Origin of the sequence: uncultured Gilvimarinus sp. (genome assembly GCF_963972205.1) — a bacterium.
Taxonomy (GTDB): Bacteria; Pseudomonadota; Gammaproteobacteria; order Pseudomonadales; family Cellvibrionaceae; genus Gilvimarinus; species Gilvimarinus japonicus.
In genome coordinates this window covers 184674-206263 of record NZ_CAXAUC010000002.1, presented here as the reverse complement: position 1 = coordinate 206263, position 21590 = coordinate 184674, and the positions used below count along the sequence as shown (strand labels likewise).

The window sequence follows — 21590 nt, the reverse complement described above, 5'->3', positions numbered from 1 at the left end:
TGTTTTTAAACTTTACAGGTTATTATTATGCATACCGCTATCTTTTTACATCGCAAACGCTTAGCTCAGCTTATAGGCCTAATGACCCCCCTGTGTTTTGCCACCAGTGTCACCCTCGCGCAAACTGCGCCAAACAATATTGCCCAGGGACAAAGCATTAGCGCCAGTAGCTACGCCGATGTTTACTCAGCCACTCAAGCAAATGACGGCAACTCATCTAGCTACTGGGAGAGCCAGAACAACAGTTTTCCACAAACGTTATCGGTCGATCTTGGCCAGAGCCGCGCTATCAACCAAGTGGCACTCACCGTACCCGCCAATTGGGGCAGTCGCACTCAGACTATTACATTACTTGCTAGCAGCGACGGCGCCAACTACGACACGCTGGTGAATCAATCCAGCTATATGTTTGACCCCGCTGACGGCAACCGGGTGACCCTTAACTTTGCCGAAGCCAATGCACGCTATGTGCGCTTGAGCATCAGCGCCAACTCGGGCTGGGCTGCCGGGCAAATCGCCGAATTTGAAGTTTACGGCGCAGACCAAACCAACAACCAGATCCGCTACGCCTACGACAAAATCGATGTGGCACAATACGACGGGATGAGCGGAGTACAAACCGAGCCCACCACTGACACCGGTGGCGGCAACAACATTGGCTGGATCGACAATGGCGACTGGGTGCGCCTCAACAACGTCGACTTTGGCGCAAGCGGTGAACTGAACGGCGTAAGCGCGCGGGTCGCTAGCAATCACAGCGGGGGCACCATTGAATTTCACCTCGACAGTACCACCGGCCCCCTGCTTGGTAGCCTGGCGGTTAATAACACCGGCGGCTGGCAAAACTGGACGACCGCTACCGGATCGGTTGCCACAAGCGGCGGCATTCACGACCTCTATCTAGTGTTTAACGGTTCGGACTCGGGCGGCTTATTTAATGTCAACTGGATTGAGTTTGACTCAGGCACTGCCACCCTACCGGCAACGCCACAAGGGTTAGCAGTTAACAATACATCTGCAACCAGTGTCAGCCTAAGTTGGGATAGCGCGGCCTATGCCCAAGGCTACGATATTTTGCGTAATGGCGCCGTGGTTGACTCGACCACATCCACGCAATTTGTCGACAGCGGCCTATCTGCCAACACCGCTTATACCTACGTCATTCGCGCCTATAACAGCGACGGACAATCGAGTCCAAGCGCGAGTGTATCGGCCACCACTGACAGCGAAGTCACGCCCCCTGATAACGATAATGTTGCACTCGACAAACCAGTGAGTGCGTCCAGCTCCGGGCCTTACCATTTGCAAAACAATACCGTCGATGGCGATCAAAGCACCTACTGGGAGAGCGCCAGCAATAGCTTTCCGCAGCACTTAACGGTGGATCTTGGTAGCACGCACTACATCGACCAAATAAACCTAACGTTACCCGATGATATGGCGTGGGAATCGCGCAGCCAAACACTTTCTATACGTGGTAGCAACAACGGTACCGACTACACGAGCATAAAAAATTCAGCCGCTTATCATTTTGACCCAAACAATGGTAACCGCGTAAGCATCGCATTTAACGAAGTAGGTACCCGCTTTGTCCAGCTAGAAATAAACGACAACACCGGTTGGCCCGCCGCACAAATTTCCGAACTTGAAATGTACGGCTACCCCGACCCGGTGCCGCCTAACACCCCACAAAATTTAACGATTGCGGGTGGCACGTCCTCTACCCTGTATTTACTGTGGGACGAGGTAGCGCTAGCAGACGGTTACCGTTTATTGCGCGATGGCAATGAGATTGCCGACATCAGCGCCAATAGTTTTCAAGATACCGGATTAGCCGCGAGTACCGACTACAGCTACACGCTCATTGCCTACAACGAATTTGGTGAGTCGGCAAACAGCTCCCCGATAAGCGGTACAACGCAAGCTGAGGGAACAGACCCAGACCCCAATGACGGCCGGGGCGCCAGTATGCCCTACAGCTTATACCAAGCCGAAGACGGTCAGCTTGGTGGCAATGCTCAAGCACTCGCACCCAATCGTATCATTGGCGATCTGGCCGGCGAGGCGTCGGGGCGCCAAGCGGTAACGCTCAGCGACACCGGTGATTATGTGGCTTTTACCAGTGACGAACCAACTAACACGCTGGTCACGCGTTTTTCGATTCCCGACGCGCCCGGCGGTGGCGGCATTGACAGCACGCTCAACATTTACGTTGACGGCCAATTTGAAAAAGCCATTGAGTTAACCTCAAAACACGCGTGGCTGTACGGCGACGAAACGCAACCCAATAATAATCCAAGCTCAGGCCCGGCACGTCATATTTACGACGAAGCCCACGTGATGTTTGACCGCACGATCCCCGCAGGCAGTAACATTCGCCTGCAAAAAGATGCAGCAAACACCAGTGAGTACACAATTGATTTCATCAGCCTGGAACAGGTTTCAGCCATCCCTAACCCCAACCCGGCGGCCTATATCACCCCCACGGGCTTTAGTCATCAGGATGTACAAAACGCCATCAACGAAGCGCGAATGAGCAACACGGCCGAAGGGGTATATTTACCGCCTGGTACCTACGAAACCGCTTATAAGTTTCAAGTGTACGGCAAGCCACTTAACATTGTGGGCGCCGGCCCTTGGTATACAAAATTTACCACGCCGCAAAGTCAAACTAATACCGATGCCGGATTTATGGTAAACAACTCGGCCAACGGCTCGACCTTTGCTAACTTTGCGTTTTTTGGCAACTACACCAGTCGCATTGACGGGCCGGGTAAAGTCTTTGATTTTAGTGGCGTATCGGATATGACCATCGACAACATCTGGGCCGAGCACCAAGTGTGTATGTTTTGGGGGTCATCGGTACACAACACCACCATTAAAAATTCACGTATCCGCAACACTTTTGCCGATGGTTTAAACTTTACCAATGGCAGTAGCGGTAATCACATTAGCAATATTGAAGCGCGCAGCACCGGGGACGACAGCTTTGCCCTGTTTGGTGCCACTGACAATGGCGGCGGTGTGGTGCAAGACAACCTCTATGAGAACTTAACCGCGATGACACCTTGGCGCGCCGCGGGCTTAGCCGCCTACGGCGGGCAGGGCAACACCTTTCGCAATATCCGCGTGGAAGATACCCTAACCTATTCGGGGCTAACCATTAGTTCGCTGGATTTTGGTTACGCTTTTACCGGGTTTCAAGCCAACCCCACCACCAACTTCGAGGACATCACTATCGCTCGCTCCGGCGGTCAGTTTTGGGGCGACCAAGTATTCCCCGCACTGTGGATGTTTTCGGCATCCGATACGTTCCAGGGTATTCGTATCAACAACCTAGACATTATCGACCCCACCTTTCACGGCATTATGTTTCAAACCAACTACGTGGGTAACAATGCGCAAAACCCAATTGCAGACACTGTGCTCGATAACGTCACCATCTCTGGGGCGCGTATCGATCCGCGCTTCCCCGACCGTTCAGGCTTTGGTATTTGGGCAAACCCCATGCCCGAGGCCGGACAAGGCCCGGCGGTCGGTAGCGTCACTTTCACCAACCTAACGCTAACCAACAACGCGATCAACATCCGCAATCAGACCCCGGACTTTACCATCAACATAGAGTAAGCCACGGGTTTTATAAGTGCACAAAAAAGCCCCCGCTGATTGCTCAGCGGGGGCTTTTTTATCTCGCGCTATTTCTCGTCGGCTTTCTCTCCCCAAAAACCATCGTAAAAATTTAATTCGCCCACCTCGGTGGCCGGCCCTTCGCCGTTCACCACGTGGTTAATGCCACCGTTTAAACCGGCAAAATTCGCAATATGATGAATAGCAGTGCCAGGGTTATAAGGCGCCTCCAGCGAGTTTTCTAAACGCACATTATTGCTCACCGTGGGCTCACCACGAAAAAAGCTATAAATACCAAAGCCCCAACCATTGTGTGTTTGTACGTGGTCCGCCACCTTGTACGAGGCAAAGCCGGCTTTACCGTTATCGTTCCAGGCCGCCATACTCGGCGGCTTGTAGGGAATCTCAGACTGGTAAAAATAAGTGCGGCCGCGCTCGCCATTCCACAAGGTTTGATACCCCTGAAAGTGCTCGTTAAACAAACCGTAAATCGTCACATCGTCGCCGTTAACGACCAGCCCGTTGCGGCTTTTGTTCACATTCCAATCCGCACCGGTACCGTGGTCGGCGCGCCACAACCACACGTGATCAACCAACACATGGTGACTGTTAATGCGCAGACAAATCTCGGCCAAACCGGCAATAGCGCCCCCCACGCGGCAGTACACATCGTGCAAACTACTGGGGTTGTCCGCGTGCCTGGCCTTGGCGCCTTGCTCGCCCAGATCAATTAACACCGGTGAATTAACCGGACCGGCATCAACCATAACACCCGCTAGCTTTACCCCGTCGACGTCGGCCACGGAAATGGCCGCACTGCCCTGCTGTGGCACCAGAGTGGGCAGGCCAAGACCGAGTACTACGGTATCGGCACGCGATACCTTTAAGGCGCTATCGAGCGAATAAATGCCAGGCGTTAGCAGTAAGTGCTTACCGGCGGCCAACGCTTGGTTCAAGCTCGCCGCGGTGTCATTGCTGGGCGTCGCGATGTAAAAATCTTTAAGGTTTAACAGCTCGCCCGCTTCCGGCTCGCCGCGCCAGCTAACGCCGCTTGTATTGCGCGTCACCGTCGGTACAAATACCGCGTAAGCGCCGCTATCATCCAGGGTTAAAAAGGGCTTTTCGCGAATCACTGGGGTTTGATCAATGATGGTGGTGGGTTCTTCGGGCCACTGGTCAACCGGCGCGCCTTTCACCCCGACAAACACTCGGTTCCAATTGCCACCCACCCAGCGGCCTAGCTCAGAGTTGCGGGTAAACCACTGCTGCCCGGTGGTAAGACCGGCGCGCCCCTCAACCACCGAGTTTGCCAATACACCGCCGCTGGCCCAACTGCCCTTGTCAAAATTAACGCTACCCTCGACATGCATACGGCGGTAAGGCGCCGCTTGAGATACCGCCCACAACAAGGTGTTGCCATGGTGTGGCTTAACTTTAAAATTTTCGGCGCCGCGCCAAAACATGGTGGTAACTTTATTGCCCTCGGTTGAGGCAATGGACTGGACGGTGCCGTTAATACTGACATCCCCCGGTACTCGACCCAACCCCAGTGCCTGTACGTAATAATCCACCGTTACATTCAAGCCATAGTTGCCAGGTTTAAACAGCAGGGCATAGCGCTCAGAGCCAAATTCATTGTGTTTTTGCTGATGGTGCAGCGCATCCAAGGTATCTTGAATATCGCGCTCGTCCATAGTGTCATCAAACACCAGCACGTGATCGCCAAATATCGATGTATAAGCAGAGGTATCGAGGTTAGGGGGGGTATTACCGTGGTAGCAGCTTAAAAAAACCGCCGCCGAGGCTGCAACCAGCAGCACTTTCACCCCCAATGCAGGGGTTAAAAAACGTTTGCGAAGCATAGAGCACTACTCACTTGTTTATTAGTGTTTGAGTATGCTTCATGTGATTAAAGCGGCAGGGCAGCCGTTCTTGTATATTCTGATCGTACTTGTTTTTGTGAGGCGCGACTACTGCTACCGCTAGCAAGCGCCCTATTAATGCACCGCAGTATACGCGGTCTTAGTGGTCATTTACACTATTTGCCTTATCTTTCGACCGCTAGCGAGCAAAACTTAGTATGCTGTAGCCCCCGCAGTCAACCACGTTATTTTATGATGCCACACCCTGCCAGCCGCCACGCCCAGCACGCCACCCGCGCCGCTTTTTTTATCGCCGGTAGCTCACTCGCCGCCTGGGCGCCATTGGTGCCCTACGCGCAAGCACGGGCTTCACTCAACGAGGCCCAGCTGGGTTTACTACTGCTTTGCCTCGGCATTGGCTCGTTAATCGCTATGCCCCTGTCGGGCCTTTTTGCCTCACGTTTTGGCTGCCGCAAGGTGTTTACTCTGGCCGCTACCGTTTTGTGTGCCGCCCTACCTATTTTGGCCAGCAGTCACACAAGCTGGGTATTGGCCGTCACACTTTTTGTCTTTGGCGCGGCCCTTGGCACGGCCGACTGCGTCGCCAATATTCACGCCGTCACCGTCGAGAAGGCCAGCGGCAGGCCGTTAATGTCAGGCTTTCACGGCCTTTTTAGTCTTGGCGGTATTATCGGCGCAGTGGGCGTCAGCACGCTATTAAGTATCGGGCTCGCACCGCTGTACGCCGCACTAAGCATCGCGCTTTTGATCCTGTTGGCGCTGGCCATAACCTGGCGCTATTTACTAAGCCACACCGCCAGTACGCAAGACGGACCACTCTTCGCACTGCCCCACGGCATCGTTCTGGTACTCGGCGGCCTGTGTTTTATCGCCTTTTTAGCCGAAGGCGCGATGCTCGACTGGAGTGCCGTTTACCTAACCCAAATGCAAAATATGGCAACCGCACAGTCGGGGTTGGGCTACGCCGCCTTTGCGCTGACCATGACCATTGGTAGGCTCAGCGGTGATTGGCTGATTCACCGCGCGGGATTGCTTCGGGTGTTGGTAAGCGGCGCGGCACTCGCCGCCGCGGGAGTGGCGCTGGCCACTTTGGCACCTAGCTGGCAACTGGCCTTGGTGGGTTACGCACTCGTGGGGATGGGTGGCGCCAATATCGCCCCTATTATGTACTCGCTGGTGGGCAAGCAAACGACCATGCCTGAGGCCCAAGCAGTGCCAGCACTAACCACCCTTGGCTACGCCGGTATTTTGGTAGGGCCGGCAATGATTGGTTTTGTCGCCTATGTCACCGGGCTAACCGCTGCCTTTTTGATTGTCGCGGGATTACTGCTACTGGTGGCCCTAGTCGGGCCGACGCTGGGGCGGTCGCTACCTCAAGCGAAGTGATCGCGGGCGAAGCTACTCTAGGTAGCCGGCCCGCAGCAATAGATAATAGAAATACTCCCCGGCAAAGGCGATGCCAAACAACACCAACAACATCACCTCGGTATAAGGTATTAACGCCACCACCGCCGCGATAGAGACCAGCGACACCAAAAAAATGAGTACCAGTACCGGCAGCAATTTAATTGGCAGACGTGCTTTACAGTTAGAACAGGTAATACGGACCGGGTTTACCGATTTAAGTACGCTGCGAAAGCCTATCGGCGCATGACAATTATTACAGTTTTTCACGCTTAATCTCCGTTAGTGTTATGTGGCTTATAAAACCACTTGCGCCAGGGTGGGTCAAGGCGCATTTTCACCACCTCTCTGGCGCCGCAATCCTCCGGTTCTTTGATTACAGCAAGCACCAAAACCTCACTTTACGCGTCATTATTTTTTTAATCGCCTGAACGATTTTTCTAATGTCTTTAAAATTTATTCACCCCTTTCTTTTTCGTTATATTTCTCGGCGGGATGATTCAGAAGTCAAAAGATGTTAACAGCGTGCGTCGGTTCTCGTTTCCAGTTCGCAGCATTTGAAATAGCGCCACAAAGAAACTAATCAGTGTTACGGATTCACGAAGGCGAGCGAAAAAATTTAAAGATAAACCTTAGCATTCACGACCTCTGATTTTTTAATGGCGCCTAATTAACACCATGGATATTTTTTATAAAACAAAAAGGACAGGCCATTAGCAGGTAACTTCTACCTGAGCAATTACAAAATGATGCCACCTAGCTTTATCGATAACATCGATATTTTTTCAACAAAAAATGGTAGCGCTGACATTAAAGTTCGCAGCGTTAAACCAGCAAAATCAAGGAGAGCCCGTTCACATCAAAAAAGGGCTGGACGCCCTAACAGCAATAGATGTGACTGCCCATGTATTTAGGCCACGCGCTAAATACAAAACATAATCACTAGAAGGATTTTTTATGCGTAACAACAAAGTATTTCTAAGCTCGCTAATTTTGTTCGCCAGCAGTGGCGCTTGGGGTCACGGTTTAATCTCCGACCCGCCCGCGCGCAATTGGTTTTGCGGCGCCAGCACTAAGCCTGATACCGCCGAACCCGGCAGCGCCTGTGCCCAGGCATTTGCCGATGACTTTACCAGCGGCTATTCATTTATGAGTGTGTTGACTCACGACGTGGGCCGCGCAGGGGTAACCCCACTGCCCGACAATGTTTGTGGTTTTGACAGTGAAACCTGGCAAGGCGGCGCCACCCCGTGGGACAGCGCCATCGATTGGCCCACCAACCCCATGAGCGCGGGCGAGCAAACCTTTACTTGGAACATTTCTTGGGGGCCGCACTTTGATGACACCGAAGAGTTTCGATATTGGATCACCAAGCCCGGTTTTGATTTTCAGGTAGGCCAACCACTAAGCTGGAACGATTTTGAAAGCGAAGCCTTTTGCGTGCTTGAGTATGACGACAGCAACCCAAACGCCAACCCCGACATTGTGCCCGACAAAGGTAATGCCCTGTTCCACACCAGTTGCGATGTACCCGAGCGCAGTGGCCGACACGTTATTTATGGCGAGTGGGGCCGCAATGAATTTACCTACGAACGCTTCCACGGTTGCGTGGATGTAAGCTTTGATGGCGGCTCCGGCAACATACCGGTGGTTGCCGATATTAGCGCCACCCCGTCGAGCGGCACCTTTGCCGGCGCAGGCAGTATCAGCTTTGACGGCTCGGGCTCACAGGGTGACAATCTAAGTTACAGTTGGAGCCTAAGCGCCGACAACGACTCGCTATACAGTTTAAGCACCACCAGTGGCGACAATACGGTATTAACTTTATCCGAACCAGACGCGCAACAAACCGTCACCGTAAACTTACAGGTGAATAATGCCGACGCCACTAGCACCACCTCGGTGGATATTGTTCACGTACCAGCCGCGGGTGCTAACTGGGAAGACCTTGGCGCACTAAGCGAAACCTCACAGAGCCTAAGCGCTGGTGATGCCGTGAGCCTTCGATTAGTTGAAAACAGCGGCACCGATGTTTACTTACCCGAGCAATCTTTAATACTCGACGCTAACAATGCCGGCGCGAATGACTGGCCTTACGCTCTGGCACAAGCAGTAAACGATGAAAACTCCGATGTACAGGTCGGCGTATTAAACTCAGACGGTGACGTGGTGGCTATGCAAAGCGCAACCGACAATCGCGTGTACGTCCAAACACCCTCAAACTACACCAGCGCATTCTTGCAGCTCAATACTGCGAGCTCATCCAGCAGTTCTTCCAGCACTTCGTCGGCCAGCAGCTCGAACAGCTCGGTACCCGCCGGCACGCAATGTAACTGGTACGGCACCACCACACCACTGTGCAGCAACAGCAACGATGGTTGGGGCTATGAGGATAATCAAAGCTGCGTTGGTGCCAACACCTGTGCGGCGCAGCCGGCACCTTATGGCATTATCGGTGGATCGTCTTCTAGCAGCTCATCGAGCGTTGCGTCCAGCTCGTCCAGCAGTACCTCGGGTACGGGCGAGGTAAACTGCGAGTACGAAACCCAAAACGCGTGGGGCTCAGGCTTTACCGCTAACATCACCCTTACCAATGAAGGGAGCAGCGCCGTCAATGGCTGGAGCGTACAATGGCAGTACAGTAACCCCGTGAGCATTACCAACAGCTGGGAAGCTGACGTGACCGGTAACGGCCCATTTACCGCCAGCGATATTGGCCGCAACAGTACCATCAACCCGGGGCAGTCGGTTAGCTTTGGGGTTCAGGGCTCGGGCAGTGCCGAGACCGTTTCCGTGACAGGAGACATTTGCCAGTAAGCGAAGCCTCCAATAAAAACCCCCGCCAAGCAAATGCTCGGCGGGGGTTTTATTTTTGCTGCCAGTGATTTTCTTCGTTTCGCTTTTAAAGAAACCGTTACTCGCCCATTAGGTTAACGGTTAGTCTGCCAGCTTAACCACTCGTGTACCGGCAATTAAATCGTGTACGCAGCGTTTATCGGCGCGAAATATAAACAAAATATCAATCAGGGAAAGTAAGCCGCCCACAACCGGCACATAGGTCACCAGTGCAATGGGCAAATAACGCTTGGCCACTAACGGGATAAAATCGGGTTTATCGCCATCCAGCGTGACAATGGCAATATCGACACAGTGCTTACCGATGGTTTGCCCGTGGCGATACAGCAGCACGCCATGCAACAAGAAAAACACCCCCCAGTTAAGCAGAGCTAACAACAAAGTCGTGGTCCAAGGCAATGCCGAGCCCGCTTCGGGGTTCTCTAGAACACCATCCCATACACCAAAATACACGGTAACCGGCACCACAACCAGCAGCGATAACGCTAAATCGATAAGGGCCGCAAACAAGCGCACAATACGCGGGGCGAGCGTATAACGGGTATCGGCGTCGATCAAAGAGGCGTTTTGTTCAGCCTGTGTGTCTTGCTCATGTTGCATGGGTGTCTCCTTGGTTGTATCAGCCACAAGCATAGCGGTTGACTGATAGGCAAGGCAACTTAGTAGCAATAAACAACGTCCGCACAAAAAAGCCCGGGTAAGCAGCAAATGGCTTATCCGGGCTTTTGGATTGCGAGCTTTCACTCACATGGTGACGGCCTTACTTTAACTCAACCACCACTACCGATTTTGCCGGAATCGTCAGATCGTCTAAGTCCGATTCAAACGCTGTTGGCGCGATGGTTTCGGGGGCATCGAAGGTGTTACGAGTATCCATCGCATCGGCGGTTAAAATTTGACCGACCGCACGGGTCACATTAGCACCGGCAACATTCAGATCAATGTCCGCACTGTTGCTAGGGTCTAGGTTAACCAGTGCAAGGTACAACTTACCACCGGTACCACGCGCGACCGAGGCGGTAACACCGGGGACGGTCTTATCGCCTCTTTTATACTTGTCGGTCTTTAGGTTGAACTTAATGCTGGTTGCATCCTGAAACACCTTGTACATACCGTAAGTGTAATACGTGGGCGTTAGCACCATTTTTTCTTTGTCGGTCAGGATCATTGCCTGCAGCACATTCACCATTTGCGCGATATTGGTCATGGTGACCCGCTCGGCATGCTGATGAAAGATATTAAAGTTCACCGCCGCAACCACTGCATCGCGCAAAGTGTTTTGCTGATACAAAAAGCCTGGGTCGCGCTCGGGCTCCGGGTCGTACCAGGTGCCCCACTCGTCCACGTACAAGCCTATGTTGCCTTCGGGGTCATTTTCATCCAGCTTGGCAACGTTAGCGCGGATGTACTTTTCCATCCGGTAAGTACGCTCCATGGTTTTAAACCACTCTTGCTCGCTGAATTTAATGGCACGGCCTTTTTCATCCCAATCGCTGTTGGGCAAGGTGTAAAAGTGGTAGCTAATACCGTCGATATTAGAGTCGATGTTTTTGCTCAACACGTCAGTCCAGCTAGTGTCTTCGGTATGGCCGCCGCTGGCGACAAACTTGGGACGCTTACCCTGAGGCGTTTTTAAAAAGGTGGCGTACTGGCGGTACAAATCGGCGTAGTACTCTGGGCGCATATTGCCGCCGCAACCCCAAGCCTCGTTGCCAATGCCAAAGTAGGCGATATCGAAAGGTTCTTCACGGCCATTGGCGCGGCGCTCATTGGCCAGCGTTGAGCCTTTATCGCCCGTCATATACTCGACCCACTCGGCCATCTCTTTGACAGTGCCACTACCGAGGTTGCCGTTAACGTAAGCGTCGGCGCCCAGCAATTCGACAAACTCAAAAAACTCGTGGGTACCAAACGAGTTGGGCTCTTCGACGCCACCCCAGTGAGTGTTTACTTTAGTCGGGCGATCTTCACGGGGGCCAATGCCCTCGCGCCAGTGGTATTCATCGGCAAAACAACCACCGGGCCAGCGCACTAACGGCACTTTAATCGCACGCAAAGCCTCTAGTACATCAGTACGAAAACCGCGAGTGTTGGGGATAGCTGAGTCCTCACCGACCCACACGCCTTCGTAAATACCGCGGCCTAAATGCTCGGCAAACTGACCATAGACGTCTTTGTTAATTACCGGGCCGGTTTGGTCGGCATGAATGTCAATATCGACGTTTAAGGTTTTAGCGGACAGCTGGGCGCCTGCACACAGTAAACCAATCGCCGCTAGGGCTTTTAACTTCATTGTGGTCTCCTACTTTTTTTGATTATGAATACTTTTTAATACTAGCTTTTTTCCATCTACTCATCTAACCCTGAAATGACACTCGGCCCTATCGCAAACGATACCGCCCAGTGCCATCACAAAGCTGGGTTATTTAACCTCGCGCAACTGAAACCGCTGGCAGTCGTTTGCCATCGTGGGGGCTTGAGAAATATTGGCCCCGTTATCCAGTGCACAGCTGTCAACGTTTAGGCTTAGGCTGCTAAAGCGGTTGATTAAATGCACCGAGCCATCACCTAAATTGTCGACTCGCCACTGCGCGCTTTCGCCCTCACAGGCGGCGAGCATAGCATTGGCACCTGGGACAATCGGGTTGCCACCCACCGCTAAACACTGCAGGTTATTGGCGTTTGAGTGTAGCTGATAATAACCTTCGCCAACATGGCTAAATTGCCACTGCTGTGACAATTTTTGACCCCAGGCATCTTGCACCACGTTAGTCGGGTTTTTAGCGCTGCCCGCCTGCACTGCCTTGCCGCTTTGTACGCTCATTAACGCAACCTTGCCGACCGGTGCCAAGCGCCATTCAGCGCACTCGCTGGCATTGCATGCCGCTAATTTTTTACCGCTAGCGTTATTGTTAAGGCTTAACCAACCGTCCTCTGTGGTGCTGGCTGTCCAACGCTGCGTTGCGGTATTAAGCCATGCAGATGCGTCTTGATTATCATCTAAAAAGGTACCATCAGCTACATTCGCCACGCGGTAAGCGCCATCGGCGGTTGAATCGAGCACCCACAATCCGCTACCGGTGCCACAGGCAGCCAACTTGGTCACACCCTGGTGGCTTGTTAAACACTGGCCAGACTTGCGATTAACCAGCTGCTGCTGAACCCCCTGCACGCTCACCTTGATTGGGCCGTTTTCGCCGGAGGGCATTGCGACGGGCGTCCCCTCGGGAATTGGCTCGCCAAAATCAGGTAGGCCGTCTTGCGTCCAGCTGAACTGCTGCGCCCGCACCGAACGGGTAGAACCACAGCCGTACTCTTCTTTCGAGTTACCGTGGTACACGATCCAATCTTGCGTGCCGTCGGGCGAGACAAAAAAGCCATTGTGGCCAGGGGCAAAAACGCCATTGCCGCGCTGAAAAACGGGTTCGTCAAACTGCTTCCAGTGATCAGGGTTTAACGGGTCATCACCCACCAACTCTTTCATCCCCAGCTTGTAATCGGGGGTATCGCAAAAGCTCGCCGAGTAGATCAAAAAGGTTCGGCCTTTATGCTTTAAAATTTCGGCCCCTTCAGTCACTTTGCGGCCACTGGTTTCCCAGTCGAGCGTCGGGCGCGTAACAACCACTTTAGGTGATCCTGCCTTTAGGGTCCAAGGGTTTTCCATCTCGGTAATCAGGTTGAGCTGCTCATCGCCCTGCCACTGCGAGTACAACAAGTACAACTTGTCGTCGTGCTCAAGGTAGGTACCGTCGATATTCCACTCGTTAGGCATAAAGTGGCCCTTGTATTCGTAGGGGCCCATAGGATCATCGCCGGCGCTTTCGAGTACGGACAAGTGTTGATGATCAAGCGTGCCATGCTGGCCGGCGGTATACATTAAATACCAGCGCGGGCCATCGGGGCCGGTTAAGCGGTGAAACTCAAACGCCCAAAAATTCCAGCTGCGCGCCGGGTCGGTATCGGACCACACATTAATTGGCGCCGCTTCAGACAAACCGGCCAAAGTAGGCGATTTACGCATGACCAGCTGTGACGTCCAGGTGGTGGTGGTTAAGTAGTAATTGCCGTCCCAATACTCCAGCCAAGGGTCGGCGCCGTTGGCGAATAACGGGTTGGCAAAAGTGCCCTCGGGCAGCTCGCTCGCGCTCGTATTCTTCTTATTAACATCCTGTGTACTGACGGATTCCTTCTGGCTGGCGCAACCTGTTACGGTTAGCGCCGCAATAACGCCGGCTAAAACCGCCGATTTTACATTGTGTAATTTCATAACTTACCCTTGAGCGATGCAACGCCCACTCCATTATTAATTTAAGTTGTTACTGACCGGTGTTAAACGTCATCACAAAGCCGCCGTGAGCTTTTACCGGCAGCTCCAGCTCGTTACTCGCGGTAATACTAAAGCGACTAAAACTGCGCGGCGTTTTACCATCGGTAATCAACACGCCGGTTTTGCCAGCAATAAAGTCTAAATTTAACGTCATGTTTTTAGCGCGATCATCGCCATTAATGCCCGCCACGTACCAAGTGCTGCCTTTGCGCCGCGCGAACACCGCCGACTGCCCGGGAAAGCCCATAACAAAACGCGACTCATCCCACAGTACCGGTAATCCGCGCATAAAACCTTTAACGTAAGCGGGCACCGTGGCCATGTTGTCTGGCGTCTCGGCAATGTGCTGAATACCTGAGGTAAACAACACCGGCAGCGCCAATTCAAAACCGTTGGTAGTGCGTCGCTCGATATTGGGAATTTCACCAAAGGTGGTGGGAGTAAAGTCCATCGGATCAAAGACATTGCGCGTGTAAGGCAGCATCGCCATATGAGACGGCGCCAAGTCGGCGGAGTTTTGCATAAAGGTAATCATCTCAAACCCATGCACCGCTTCCATCGTCATTAGGTTGGGGTAAGTGCGATGCAAACCGCGCGGCAGCGACGAGCCATGATAATTTAGCAACAGGTGATGCTTGGCGGCGTCTCGCACAAGATCATTGTAGTACGCCATAACCGACTGACCATCACCTGGAAAGAAGTCGATCTTAACCCCTTTAACGCCGATTTTTTCTAAGCGCGAAAATTCTCGCTCGCGATCGGCCGCGCTAAGCAATGCACTTTTAGGCGAGTACACGGTTTCGTTCCAGGCGCCCGATGAGTTGTACCACACCAGTATTCCCACGTCTTTTTTAGCGGCGTAATCGACCAGAGTAGCGAGTTTATCCCAGCCAATTTTTTTATCCCAATCGGCATCTATCAAAGTGTACTGCCATCCCATGTCGGCAGCGTAATCGATAAAGTCTTTGGTGGTATCAAAGTTGACGGAGTCATCTTTTAACAGCGCCCAGCTCCATGACGCCACGCCGGGTTTAACCCACGCCATATCATCCACTGCGGGGTCGGCTAAATCTGTACCCAGAGTCGACTGGGTGACAGTAGCTAAATCGCCCAGCGTAATAATGCGCCACGGCGAATGGAAGTCGCCACGGGCATTGGCCATACGCGCGCCGCCGGCGGTGACCTCGGGCTGCATTGGCTGGCCGATACGATAAACACCATTATCGCTGTGTTGCTGCAAGCGCGAGGCATGAAAATCGCCATCCATGCCCGCCTCGGTAATAAGCACCCACGCCCCGGGCGTTTTAAACAACGCCGGAAATACCCAGCCCGCTTCGGTTGGGCTTGCGGTGCCGGCGTCAATGCCCATTTGGTAATGCTCTTCATAGGATGGGTTGGTCTTTTTGTAACCCGTTTGCGCCAACGCCACCGGCTGCAACCACGCTTTGGTTGCCTTAGGCAGCGCAAAGCCGGTTAGCTCGTCGGTGACGCTAATAGCCTGATCGCTTGGGTTGGCAATACGGTACTGCAATGCAACACCGTCGTCGGACACCCGAAACACAACCTGCAAAACCTGGCCGTCGGCATTGCTCACGGTAAAGCGCTGCTCCCGCGCAAGGTAATTAATATCCTGCTGTTTACCTTGCACCATGGTGTAGTGCTCTTTTACCAGCGTCGGCTCGCCTGCGGCCTCCACCGTGAGTTCGCGGGTAAAGTCACCCGAGCTTAACGTTAAGCCCAAAGGCGATGGCGTCAGCACTGGCTGCCCATGCTGGGCAACCTCATACAAGGCGCTACCGTCACTGGCCTGCGTCAAGGTTAGCGTTAGATCACCATCGGGGCTGGTAACCGTGTAGTGCGATTTAGCGCCGCAAGCGGCCAACAATATACTCAGGACCGCAACCATCCAAACTTTCATACCCATTCCTTACCACCGCTAATTTACATTTGGTTGAGCCAGTGTTTATTTAACTGGATCGACGCCTTCACTGGTCATCACAATACGCTTGATGGTGCCGTCGGCGTTGTAGTGCAAATCGTCAATACACACTGAGCGACGAAAGCTGCCGCCGTCTGGAATATGGCTGCCGTTGTGATAAATAAAGTACGAGTTGCCTTTAAAGTCGATAATAGTTTGGTGGTTGGTATTCGAGTTACCCGCCAGCTCGTTTAAAAGACCTTTATGCTCCCAGGGGCCAGTGACCGACTTACTCATGGAGTAGGAGGTTTTCTCGGGAAAGCCTGTGGCATACGTTAAATAGTAATACTCGCCGTGCTTATGGACGTGCAGCGCTTCGGTAAAGTCGGGGATATCAATTTTATGAATCGGGCCATCCAACTCGATCATATTGTCTTTTAACTTAGCGTAATACGCCTGCGAATTGCCCCAAAACATATAGGCTTGGCCGTCATCGTCGATATAAACCGCAGGGTCTAAGTCATCCCAATCGATGTCGATGTCAGTGGTCATATCGTTAGTGACCAAAGCTTTACCCAGAGCATCTTTGAAGGGTCCGGTGGGGCTATCAGACACACCCACTCCTATGGCAAAGCCGTTAATAGTGGCGTGGCGCACCGTGGTGTAAAAGTAAAACTTACCGTCTTTTTCTACCGTGTGGGCGGCCCAGGCATCACCTTTGGCCCATTTAAAATCTTTGACGTTCATGTGCGAGCCGTGAGACTCCCAGTTGACCATGTCGGTGGAGGAAAACACCAACCACTTATTCATTTGGTAAAAGGTTTTATTGTCGGGTGCCTCATCGTGGCCGGTGTACAGATACACGGTACCATCGTGCACCATCGCGGCCGGGTCGGCCGTCAGTACATCGCTAAACAATGGGTTGGCCGCCTGCGCAGCGGCGCCGGTAAGAGCGAGCGAAGCGATAAGAACGCTAAGTGATTTTTTCATAGTGTTACCTCTATTCATTTATTCGAATTCATTGAGTTATTCATTATGGCGCGACGCGGATACCTAGCTCAGGTATCTGTCGAGAAACTAAAACACAAGGTCGAGCGATACTCCTCGCCGGGGCGCAAGGTAATATCCGCAAAATTTGGCTGGTTGGGCGCATCGGGAAAGTGTTGCGGCTCTAAACAAAAACCGCTGCGATGCGTAAAATCGCGGCCCTTGCCCTGCAAGCTGCCATCGAGAAAATTGCCCGAGTAAAACTGCACGCCGGGCGCGGTGGTGTGCAGTGTTAATACCCGGCCGGTGGTTGGCTCGTGCACTCGCGCCGCGCGGGTTAGCTCGCCGGCGGTGGCTTGGTTTACCGCAAAGTTATGGTCGTAACCGCCCGCCAGAGTTAATTGTGCATCGCTAGTGTCTAGCTCAGCCCCTATTTTTTTTGCCACACGAAAATCAAACGGTGTATTTGCCACCGGAGCAATTTCACCCGTGGGGATTAAATGTTGGTCGATGGGGGTATAGGCTTTTGCGTTTAGCGTAAGCTCGTGGTGCAACACATCACCCTTACCCGCCAAGTTAAAGTAGCTGTGTTGTGTGAGGTTAACCGGTGTCGGCGCATCGGTTGTGGCACGGTACTCGGCAAATAAACGGTTATCACCGGTTAAGCGATACACGACCTCGACGGTGAGGTTGCCCGGGTAGCCCTGATCGCCATCGGCGCTAACGTAGCGCAGCGCCAACTCGGCGGCATCACTCGTAATGCGTGATTCGGCTTGCCATAACACTTTGTCAAAACCGCACTCACCACCGTGCAAGTGGCTTACGCCATTCTCGTTTAACGCTAACTGATACGGCTTGGCGTCCAGCTCAAACCGGCCATCGGCCAAGCGGTTGCCAACCCGTCCGATTAAGGCGCCAAAATACGGCGAGTCGGTTTCGTAGGGCGCCAGGGTGTCAAAACCTAACACCACGTCATCGCATTGACCGTCACGATCGGGGCACACCAATGAGGTGATGATGCCGCCATAGGTAATAATACCGACGCTCATACCACGATTGTTTTGCAGGGTATACAACTCGACCGCGCGGCCGTCCTGTAATCTTCCGTAGGGGGATTTTGTAATTGTACATATCTCGGTCATGGCGCGGGCGTTTCTCCGTTACTGGCGATCAGACGACTTAATCGTCCTGGGTTTGGTTAAAGACCGGCATCCCTTGATCATCCCAACCCAACACACGGGCTCGGGCATTGCGATTAGGGTCAGTCAAAGGGGTGCCTTTTAGCTCGCGATAGTCGCGCGCGTGGTAAATCATCAGGTCGGTAACGCCGTCTTCGGCCACGGTAAAGCTATTGTGGCCAGGGCCAAATCGTTTTAACTCGGCATTCGTCGCAAACACTGGCGTCGGCGATTTGTGCCACACGCTCGGGTCCATTAGGTCGGCGTCGGCATCGGCCCAGAGCATTCCCATCGCGTAGTTGTGGTCGGTAGCGCTGGCCGAATAAGTCACAAACACACGGCCGTGCTTTTTAATCACCGCCGCCCCTTCGTTAACTTTATAGCCAATGGTTTCCCAGTCTAAGGTCGGCTCGGTCAGGGTAATGACCGGCTCTTTGATGGTGGTCGCAGAGGTTTGCTCAGCCATATAGAGGGCCGAATTGTAGCTTTCGGCCTTATCTTTTTGAGCCCAGATTAGATAACGCTTACCTTTGTGGCTAAAGCTGGTGGCGTCCAGAGAAAAACTGTCCCACGGCGTTTGAATTTGGCCCGCTTCAACCCATGGGCCGTCCATTGGGTTAACGGCATTACTGGTTAAGGCGTGCATACGAATCAAAAAAGGTTTGTCAGCGGGGGCGGCCGCGTAGTAAATCACCCATTGGCCATCAATAAAGTGCAGCTCAGGCGCCCAGATATTTGCCCCCAACTCACCGCCGGCATGCTTGCGCCAAATCACTTTGGCGCTGGCTTCACGCAAGCCGTTGATGGTTTTCGCTCGGCGCAGCTCGATCCGGTCAAACTCGGGCGCTGTACCTATAAAGTAATAATAACCATCGGTGTGCTTGTGAACCCAAGGGTCGGCGCGCTGCTCAACAATGGGGTTGTGGTACGGAAAATCGCCGTCGGCTAGCGCGGGCCACGCGGCTAGCAACACCATAGTGCCAAGCACTCGAAATAATAAACTTGTCATCGCGACTAACCGCCCTTTATTTACCTATTATTTGGGTTATGTTGCTTGTACAGCCGGTATCTACCGCCACGCTGCGCTCGTGCGCACGGGGCAACAGCTGTATTACGGCTTGCATATGGATACTATTATAATACAATAATGACTACAAGGTCATCGACCACCGCTATTGGCAAATCTTTACAATTAAACAGAGCCGCGCCGACACAGCCGTGAAACAGGCACATGAAACGCGCCTTTACTGAAAATAGATAACGAGGAACCCCCATGACGTCCCGACTGTTACCAATTTGGCGCTCAGCCACCGCCGCTCTGACATTCGCCCTCGCCGCCTGCAGCAGCGCTCAGCCCAATCAGGTGGGCGCTCAAGTGAGTATTCACGACCCCGTAATGGCCAAAGAAGACGGTCGCTACTACTTATTTAGCACCGGTCCCGGCATCACCATCTACAACTCAGACGATATGATCCACTGGCGCCCACAAGGCCGCGCTTTTGCCGGTCAGCCTAGCTGGGCTAAAGAGGTCGCTCCGGGGTTTGATGGTCATTTATGGGCGCCCGATATTGTAGAAAAAGATGGAAAATACTACCTCTATTACTCAGTGTCTGCCTTTGGCAAAAACACCTCAGCCATCGGCTTAACCATAACCGACACCCTAGACCCAGCCTCGCCGGAGTACGGCTGGAAGGATCAGGGGATCGTGATTGAATCGGTACCCAACCGCGACAACTGGAACGCGATTGACCCCGCGGTAATTGCCGACGAAGAGGGCAACGGCTGGATGGCCTTTGGCTCTTTCTGGAGCGGGCACAAGTTGTTTAAGCTTAATGACGACTGGTCGGCCCCAGCCGAACCGGAGCAGTGGTACGTCATTGCCGCTGGTACTCGTCCGGCTGGTGTTCCCGCCCACGAAGCCGGCCCCGCCGAACTTGAGGCCCCTTTTATTTTTAAGCACGGCAATTACTACTATCAATTTATCTCATTGGGTAAATGCTGCCGGGGGGCCGACAGCACTTACCATATTGCCGTTGGCCGCAGCGAAGCCGTGACCGGCCCGTACCTAGATAAAGACGGCCGCGACCTGGCCCAAGGTGGTGCGACGGTTATTCTAAAAGGCAATAAAAAGTGGCCAGGCCTTGGCCACAACAGTGCCTACAGCTTTGACGGCAAAGACTACTTGGTATTTCACGCCTACGAAGCCGCCGATAACGGACTGCAAAAGCTAAAGATATTACCGATTGGCTGGAACGACGGCTGGCCCGAAATAGACCCCGCCGGTCTCGATAACTACATCAGTGAAATCGTTGCACCCCAATAACGATGAGAACCGACCAACGGAGAGCAATATCAATATTTTTACTGGCGTAACTATGTTGTCACTTTTGGGGCTTAGGCCCCTTTTTTATGATAAGTACTATGCCCATTAGTATTGGATGAAATACCAGCTCTAGAACAGTGCTAAATAAGGCAAACACCACGGTTATGTCACCACGAGCACACTTTTCACAGTCCATTCACACACAACAAAGTAGCTTATAGGCATCCGGTCTTCTTGACTTCACGGCCTCAATAGAAACTACCTATAATGCTGCTGATTCACATCGTTACCCTGGCAATACTTCAGGGCTTTACAGAATTTCTTCCCATCTCAAGCTCCGCCCACCTGATATTGGTTCCACAACTGCTTGGCTGGAGCGATCAAGGCCTCGCGTTTGATCTGTCGGTGCACCTAGGCACGTTGATGGCGGTCATTGGGTATTTTTACGCAGACGTAAAACGCCTGGTTCAAGATGGATTTCTGTCTTTAGCGACAAGAGAGCATGTAGGCATGAGCAGGCAGGCCTGGGCGATTGTTTTTGGTACGGTTCCGGCTGGAATCGCCGGACTTATGCTATTGGACTATATCGACACTAGCCTTAGATCTGCAACGGTTATTTTTTTTACCACCGTAATATTTGGCTTGCTATTGGGCTTAACAGACTACGTCGGAAAAAAAGATCGAGAGTTAAACTCCATAAACTGGAAAGACGTACTGATTATAGGCATAGCTCAGGCAGCAGCCTTGATACCTGGAACATCTCGATCAGGAGCCACCATTACGGCGGGCCTGGCGTTAGGCCTGACGAGAAAAGATGCCGCTAAGTTTTCGTTCTTGCTTGCTATCCCCATCACCTTCTTAGCGGTTCTTGTCAAAGGCTATGAATTAATCACAACAAACGATACAACTCTATGGACGCCACTAATCCTAGGCTGTGTCGTTTCATTTCTTTCGGCAATCATAACAATACATCTATTTCTTAAATTTATTGAGAAATTTAGCCTGCAAATCTTTCTCGTGTACAGATTACTGCTTGGTCTAACCATCTATCTCGTATTACTACGATAAAAAACAGGTTTTACCTCTA

14 protein-coding genes are annotated in these 21590 nt (G+C 52.6%); 5 read left to right on the top strand and 9 right to left on the bottom strand.

Translation table 11 applies throughout. The features are described 5' to 3' along the window. Positions 1-27: 27 nt before the first annotated feature. Positions 28-3627, top strand: coding sequence for a discoidin domain-containing protein (locus AACY82_RS05435; protein WP_339615770.1), 3600 nt, complete (start codon positions 28-30; stop codon positions 3625-3627). A gap of 68 nt (positions 3628-3695) precedes the next feature. On the opposite strand, the gene AACY82_RS05430 is transcribed toward AACY82_RS05435, so the two are convergent. After that, positions 3696-5489, bottom strand: a complete 1794-nt coding sequence (locus AACY82_RS05430; protein ID WP_339615769.1) for an adenylyl cyclase — start codon at positions 5487-5489, stop codon at positions 3696-3698. 252 nt (positions 5490-5741) lie between these two features. On the opposite strand from AACY82_RS05430, the gene AACY82_RS05425 reads away from it, so the two are divergent. Continuing rightward, a complete protein-coding gene (locus AACY82_RS05425) occupies positions 5742-6896 on the top strand; it encodes an MFS transporter (protein ID WP_339615768.1) in 1155 nt (384 codons plus the stop codon). 12 nt (positions 6897-6908) lie between these two features. Here AACY82_RS05425 and AACY82_RS05420 read toward each other — a convergent pair whose 3' ends face one another. Next, positions 6909-7184, bottom strand: coding sequence for a hypothetical protein (locus AACY82_RS05420; protein ID WP_339615767.1), 276 nt, complete (start codon positions 7182-7184; stop codon positions 6909-6911). Positions 7185-7871: 687 nt separating this feature from the next. Here AACY82_RS05420 and AACY82_RS05415 point away from each other — a divergent pair. Next, a complete protein-coding gene (locus AACY82_RS05415) occupies positions 7872-9731 on the top strand; it encodes a lytic polysaccharide monooxygenase (RefSeq protein WP_339615766.1) in 1860 nt (619 codons plus the stop codon). Between the two features lie 120 nt (positions 9732-9851). On the opposite strand, the gene AACY82_RS05410 is transcribed toward AACY82_RS05415, so the two are convergent. From AACY82_RS05410 to AACY82_RS05380, 7 genes are all read right to left on the bottom strand, one after another. Continuing rightward, positions 9852-10370, bottom strand: a complete 519-nt coding sequence (locus tag AACY82_RS05410) for an RDD family protein (protein WP_339615765.1) — start codon at positions 10368-10370, stop codon at positions 9852-9854. A gap of 160 nt (positions 10371-10530) precedes the next feature. Next, positions 10531-12063, bottom strand: a complete 1533-nt coding sequence (locus AACY82_RS05405; protein ID WP_339615764.1) for an alpha-L-arabinofuranosidase C-terminal domain-containing protein — start codon at positions 12061-12063, stop codon at positions 10531-10533. Positions 12064-12192: 129 nt separating this feature from the next. Then, complete coding sequence (locus tag AACY82_RS05400; protein WP_339615763.1) at positions 12193-14037, bottom strand: family 43 glycosylhydrolase; 1845 nt, start codon at positions 14035-14037, stop codon at positions 12193-12195. Positions 14038-14086: 49 nt separating this feature from the next. Beyond that, the gene (locus AACY82_RS05395; RefSeq protein WP_339615762.1) at positions 14087-16015 is read right to left on the bottom strand and encodes a glycoside hydrolase family 97 catalytic domain-containing protein; all 1929 of its coding nucleotides are present in this window, start codon (positions 16013-16015) and stop codon (positions 14087-14089) included. A 45-nt stretch (positions 16016-16060) separates the two neighbouring features. Then, the gene (locus AACY82_RS05390; protein ID WP_339615761.1) at positions 16061-17005 is read right to left on the bottom strand and encodes a glycoside hydrolase family 43 protein; all 945 of its coding nucleotides are present in this window, start codon (positions 17003-17005) and stop codon (positions 16061-16063) included. A 68-nt stretch (positions 17006-17073) separates the two neighbouring features. After that, on the bottom strand, positions 17074-18144 hold the full coding sequence (locus AACY82_RS05385; protein WP_339615760.1) for an aldose epimerase family protein: 1071 nt from the start codon (positions 18142-18144) through the stop codon (positions 17074-17076). Between the two features lie 37 nt (positions 18145-18181). Then, complete coding sequence (locus AACY82_RS05380; RefSeq protein WP_339615759.1) at positions 18182-19189, bottom strand: glycoside hydrolase family 43 protein; 1008 nt, start codon at positions 19187-19189, stop codon at positions 18182-18184. A 264-nt stretch (positions 19190-19453) separates the two neighbouring features. Here AACY82_RS05380 and AACY82_RS05375 point away from each other — a divergent pair, with 264 nt between their 5' ends. Further along, complete coding sequence (locus AACY82_RS05375; protein WP_339615758.1) at positions 19454-20503, top strand: arabinan endo-1,5-alpha-L-arabinosidase; 1050 nt, start codon at positions 19454-19456, stop codon at positions 20501-20503. Between the two features lie 267 nt (positions 20504-20770). Next, positions 20771-21571, top strand: coding sequence for an undecaprenyl-diphosphate phosphatase (locus AACY82_RS05370; RefSeq protein WP_339615757.1), 801 nt, complete (start codon positions 20771-20773; stop codon positions 21569-21571). The last annotated feature ends 19 nt before the right edge of the window (positions 21572-21590 follow it).